4 protein-coding genes are annotated in these 4675 nt (G+C 77.5%); 2 read left to right on the top strand and 2 right to left on the bottom strand.

The genetic code is table 11. From position 1 onward, the window contains the following. Nucleotides 1–147 precede the first annotated feature (147 nt). Together AB0N31_RS36190 and AB0N31_RS36185 are read right to left on the bottom strand one after the other, a co-directional pair. Nucleotides 148–774: an alpha/beta hydrolase gene (locus tag AB0N31_RS36190; RefSeq protein ID WP_366062789.1), complete on the bottom strand. Its 627-nt coding sequence runs from the start codon at nt 772–774 to the stop codon at nt 148–150. Nucleotides 775–1499: 725 nt separating this feature from the next. Beyond that, on the bottom strand, nt 1500–2075 hold the full coding sequence (locus tag AB0N31_RS36185) for a hypothetical protein (RefSeq protein ID WP_366062788.1): 576 nt from the start codon (nt 2073–2075) through the stop codon (nt 1500–1502). A 347-nt stretch (nt 2076–2422) separates the two neighbouring features. Between AB0N31_RS36185 and AB0N31_RS36180 the strand changes: the two genes are divergently transcribed. Further along, the gene (locus AB0N31_RS36180) at nt 2423–3499 is read left to right on the top strand and encodes a zinc-dependent alcohol dehydrogenase family protein (RefSeq protein ID WP_366062787.1); all 1077 of its coding nucleotides are present in this window, start codon (nt 2423–2425) and stop codon (nt 3497–3499) included. Between the two features lie 167 nt (nt 3500–3666). Continuing rightward, nucleotides 3667–4530: a universal stress protein gene (locus AB0N31_RS36175; RefSeq protein ID WP_366062786.1), complete on the top strand. Its 864-nt coding sequence runs from the start codon at nt 3667–3669 to the stop codon at nt 4528–4530. Nucleotides 4531–4675 lie beyond the last annotated feature (145 nt).

The raw sequence follows: 4675 nt of genomic DNA, 5'->3' as shown, positions 1-4675 counted from the left end.
CAAGGGCACCACGATCGAGATGGAGGCTCCCGGTGGCTGACGCAATCAAGGTGCTGCTCGTCGACGACCACCAGGTCGTCCGCCGGGGCCTGCGCCGCCTGCGGGGCGGACCCGCCGACGGGACCGGTCGGCAGGCCCGTCGGCCGGTCACGCCGCGCCGGGGCGCGCGATGGCGGGGCCCGGCCGGAGCAGGCGATCGGTGAACCAGTCCAGGCCGAGCGCTGTCGCGGTGTTCAGGGCACCCGGTTCGGTGAAGGCGTGCGCGGCGCCGGGGACCACGGCGATGCGGTGCTCGCAGCGCATCCAGTCGGCCGCCACCCGGCTGCGGCCGAGCACCCGCGTGTCGAGCCCGCCGACGACGAGCAGCGTCGGAGCCTCGAGCGCGGCGAGCGCGGCCGGCCCGGCCAGGTCCGGACGGCCGCTGCGGGACACGACCGCGCGGATGTCGTCGCCCGCGGCGGCCTCCAGAGCGGCAGCCGCACCCGTGCCCGTACCGAAGTAGGCCACCGGCAGGGGGATCTCGCGGCGCAGCCACTGGGAGGCGGCGTGCAGACGCCGGGCCAGCAGGACGACGTCGTGGACGTTGTGCGGGGTGCGTTCCTCCTCGGCGAGCAGGTCGAGCAGGAGGGCGCCGAGGTGCCGTCCGCGCAGGGCGTCGGCGAAGCGCTGTTCCCGCGCGCCGTGACGGCCCGAGCCGCGCACCAGAACCACCATCGCCCACGGGGAGGCGGGAAGCGAGAGCCGCCCGCTCAGCCGCACCGGTCCGGCGGGCACCTCGACCTCGCCCCGCGGCCAGGGCCCGTCCGGTACGGCGCTCCCCCCGCGCGCTGCCGTCCCGTCGAGCGCCGGCGAGGCGGCCGCACCGGCCGCGGCCGGCCCGCGCGCCGCGCCCTGGCCGGTACCGGGCGCGGTTCGGTGGCGGGCGCCCGCGGAACCGGGATCGTGCGGAGACCTCCTGGCACGGAGAACGTCCTCGGCGAGCCGTCGCAGCCGTGCCGGCGTACCTTCCGCATCGGCGAAAACCGGCGCCTCGTCCGCCGCCGCGGCGGCACGGCCGGGCTGCCGCGGCGGGCGGACAGGACGGCCGAGCCGCCCCCGGTGCTCCGGTGCGCGGCCGACGGGGCCCGACGGGCCGACGGGGCCGGAGTCCGGGCCCGGTCGGCGGGGCGCACTCGGAGTGCCCGCCGCCGGCGTGTGCGGGGGTGCATCCGGGCGTCCGGTGGCCTCGTGCGCCGTCACGGCCCCGTCCGGGGGGCCCGGCGTCACGACGTCGGTGCGGTACGGGTGCCGCGGAGTACGGGTCGGCCGCGATGCGGCCTCCGCGCGGTCGTCGTGGCGCATACGCCACCTCCTGGGGCGCGGCGGCGGTCGGCCGCCTCGATGTTCATTGCAGCACCCGCGCGTGACCGTGGCGCAGCGGCGGGCGTCCCCGCCCGCGGGCCCGGTCGGCCCCTTCCGGTGAAGAGGCCCGCGAGGGGCCGCGCGGTGCCCGCCGCCGGTCATCCGGTCCGCTGGGTCCACCGCGGGCCGATCAGCTCCCACTCCGCGGCCCACCGGGCCAGCCGGTCCTGGTCGAGCCGCCACCGCGCGAGAGCGCCGACGCCGAGCGCGGCGCCGGCGACGGCCAGCGCGGCGCCGGCGCCGAAGAAGGCCGCCTCGACGGCGCCCTCGGTGGCGCCCGTCGGCTGCGGGGTGAGGGTGCCGCGGTCGTTCTGCCAGACCGTGATCCTCGCGCCCGCCCCGGTGCCCCTGCTGACCGGCGTCCGCCCGGTCCGCGAGGTGCCGTCGGGAGCCGTCCAGCGCACCTCGGTCCTCATCCGGTAGACGTTCCCGGCGTCCGTCGTGGCGCGCGGCACGTCGGCGAGCACGACGGCCGTGACGGGGTGCCGCTCGGCACGCTCCCGGGCGGACGCCTGGGCGGCGGCGTGGGCCGTCACGAACCCGGCGAGGGTCCCGCCGACGAGCACGACCGTCCACAGCACCAGCATGATCCAGGCCTCGACGACGTCCTCGTGGCGCCGCAGCGGATCGTCCCGCCTCCGCCACGGCATTCCCACACCCCTGCTGCCGCGCATCGCCGGCACCTCCTCGCCCGTCCTCGTCCTTCTTCGACGGTGGCAGCGAAGCCGGGCGCGGGACAGGGGCCGAGGGGGCGGCTCCCCTGGGCCGAACGGACCCGCCCCGGCCCCGCCGAGAGGCCGTTGGGCTCTCCGCGGCACGGCGCCCGCGGGCGGTGCGCCGCTCCGGCGTTCCGGACGTTTCCGCGCGCGCGGGCCGTCCGGCCCAAGCGGATTCCGGGACCATGGGACAGGCTGGAGGTGGCGGGGGAGAGAAACGCAGTGCGCGGGAGCCGGGCTCCGTCCGCCGACGGCGGCGCAGGGGTCGGGTTCCCGCTCCGGAGCGAGAACCCGAGAGGTGCGGCATGAAAGGCTACGTATTCCACGGTCCCGGACAGTCCGCCTGGGAAGAGATGCCGGACCCCGGCATCCGGGAGGCCACCGACGCCATCGTCCGGGTCGACGCCGTCACCATCTGCGGCACGGACCTTCACATCCTCAAGGGCGACGTACCCGAGGTGCGCCCGGGCACGGTGCTGGGCCACGAGGCCGTCGGCGAGATCGTCGAGGTCGGCGGCGACGTGCGTACGGTGCGGCCGGGGGACCGGGTCCTGGTCTCCTGCATCAGCGCCTGCGGGCGGTGCCGTTACTGCCGCGAGGCCATGTACGGCCAGTGCCGGGGCGGCGGGGGCTGGATCCTCGGTCACCTGATCGACGGAACCCAGGCCGAGTACGTCCGGGTCCCGTACGCCGACCTCTCCGTGCACCCGTTGCCGGGCGCGGTGACCAGCGAGGACGCCGTGCTGCTGGCCGACATCTTCCCGACCTCCTACGAGGTGGGCGTGCTCAACGGCCGGGTCCGTCCCGGAGACACCGTCGTCGTCGTGGGGGCCGGCCCCGTCGGGCTGGCGGCCGTCGCCACCGCCCGGCTGTTCTCGCCCGAGCGGATCATCGCCGTGGACGTGGCGGCGTCCCGTCTGGAGGCCGCCCGCAAACTCGGGGCCGAGACCGTCGCGGACGCCCGGGAGGCCCCCGAGCAGCTGGTCGCCGACCTCACCGACGGCCTGGGCGCCGACGTCGTCATCGAGGCGGTCGGCGTGCCGGAGACCTTCGAGATGTGCACCCGGATGGTCCGGCCCGGCGGCCGGGTCGCCAACGTCGGCGTCCACGGCAAGCCGGCGACGCTGCATCTGGAAGACCTGTGGATCAAGAACGTGACCATCACCACGGGCCTGGTCGACACCCGCTCCACGCCCACCCTGCTGCGGATGGCGGCCGCCGGCCGGCTGCCCACCTCCCAGCTGGTCACCCACACCTTCCCCCTCGACAGCATGCAGGAGGCGTACGACGTCTTCGGCAACGCCGCCGAGACCGGCGCGCTCAAGGTCGTGCTCGGAGGACAGCGGCACGACTCCGTGGCCGTGCGGGCGGAACAGCGGTGAGGTGACCGGGGCGCCCGACGAGCGTGCGGGGACCGGACGGCACGGCGGAAGGGGCCGTTCGGCGCGCCGCCGGGTTCCCCCGGCCCCTGCCCCGGCCCCGGCCCGAGGACGAGCATCGGCCGTGAACCGCCGCGCAGTCGTCGGGCGGAGCCGAAGGGGAGGAAGCCATGACCCACCACCATCAGCACCAGGAACGAGCGGTCGTCCGGGAACGAGTGGTCGTCGGAGTGGACGGCTCGCTCGTCTCCGTACGGGCGCTGGACCGCGCCGCGGACGAGGCGGCCCGCCGCCGCTGCCCGCTGCGCGTGGTCTACGCCGTGCCCGACCGCGACGAGGCCGCACCGGTGCTGGCGTCCTCCGTGTCCCGCGTCGCCGACCGCCATCCGGCGCTCGCGGTGGAGACCGTGGCCGCCGAGAGCGGGGCGGCGCGGGCGCTGGCCGACGCGAGCGGCTCGGCGGCCCTCACCGTGGTGGGCACCAGGGGCCTCGGAGGGTTCGGCGGCCTGCTGTTCGGTTCGGTGAGCCTGCGCGTGGCCGCGCACACCCACGGCCCGTTGCTCGTCGTGCGCGGCGACCACGCCGACGGCAGCGGTGGGGACGTACTGCTCCACCTGCCGGACGACGCCGACGCGGCCGTGGCCGACTACGCCTTCGAGGAGGCGCGGCGGCGCGGTGCCCGGCTGCGGGTGCTGCACACCCCGGCCCACCGGCATGTCCTGCCCGAACTGCCCTCGCTCGTGCCCGCGACGAGCCCGGGGCAGGAACGGCTCGTCCGGAGGGAACGGGCCGACGAGGCCGTGCCCCGCTTCGGCCTGGCCGCGCTGCGCGACCTGCACCCGCAGGTGGAGGTCGTCGCGGACACGGTCCGCACCGGACCGGCGCACGCGCTGCTGGAGGCAACGCGGGACGCGGCCGTCGTCGTGATCGGCGTCCGCCGGAGCGACGGACGACCGGGACCGCACCCCGGCGCGGTCGGTCCCACGCTGCTGCACCGCTCCCACTGCCCCGTGGTCGTCGTCCCCGCCGGCTGACCGGCACGCGCGCGACCGCGGTGCCCGTCCGGACGGGCACCGCGGGGGGGCGGGGGCCCCCCGGCCCCCCCCCCCCGGGGTGACCCCCCCCCGCCCGGGGGGCCCCCCCGGCCGCCCGCCGCGCCGCGCACCCCCCCCCCCCCCC

This window comes from Streptomyces sp. NPDC051051 (assembly GCF_040682975.1).
In the GTDB taxonomy this organism is placed as follows: domain Bacteria; phylum Actinomycetota; class Actinomycetes; order Streptomycetales; family Streptomycetaceae; genus Streptomyces.
The sequence above is the reverse complement of the archived record's forward strand: the minus strand, read 5'-3'. Positions and strand labels throughout refer to the sequence as shown.

What these genes read in the sequence shown, in the direction of transcription:
- AB0N31_RS36180 (WP_366062787.1), top strand. Translation starts at nt 2,423, where the DNA reads ATGAAAGGCTACGTATTCCACGGTCCCGGACAGTCCGCCTGGGAAGAG.
- AB0N31_RS36185 (WP_366062788.1), bottom strand. Translation starts at nt 2,075, where the DNA reads ATGCGCGGCAGCAGGGGTGTGGGAATGCCGTGGCGGAGGCGGGACGAT.
- AB0N31_RS36175 (WP_366062786.1), top strand. Translation starts at nt 3,667, where the DNA reads ATGACCCACCACCATCAGCACCAGGAACGAGCGGTCGTCCGGGAACGA.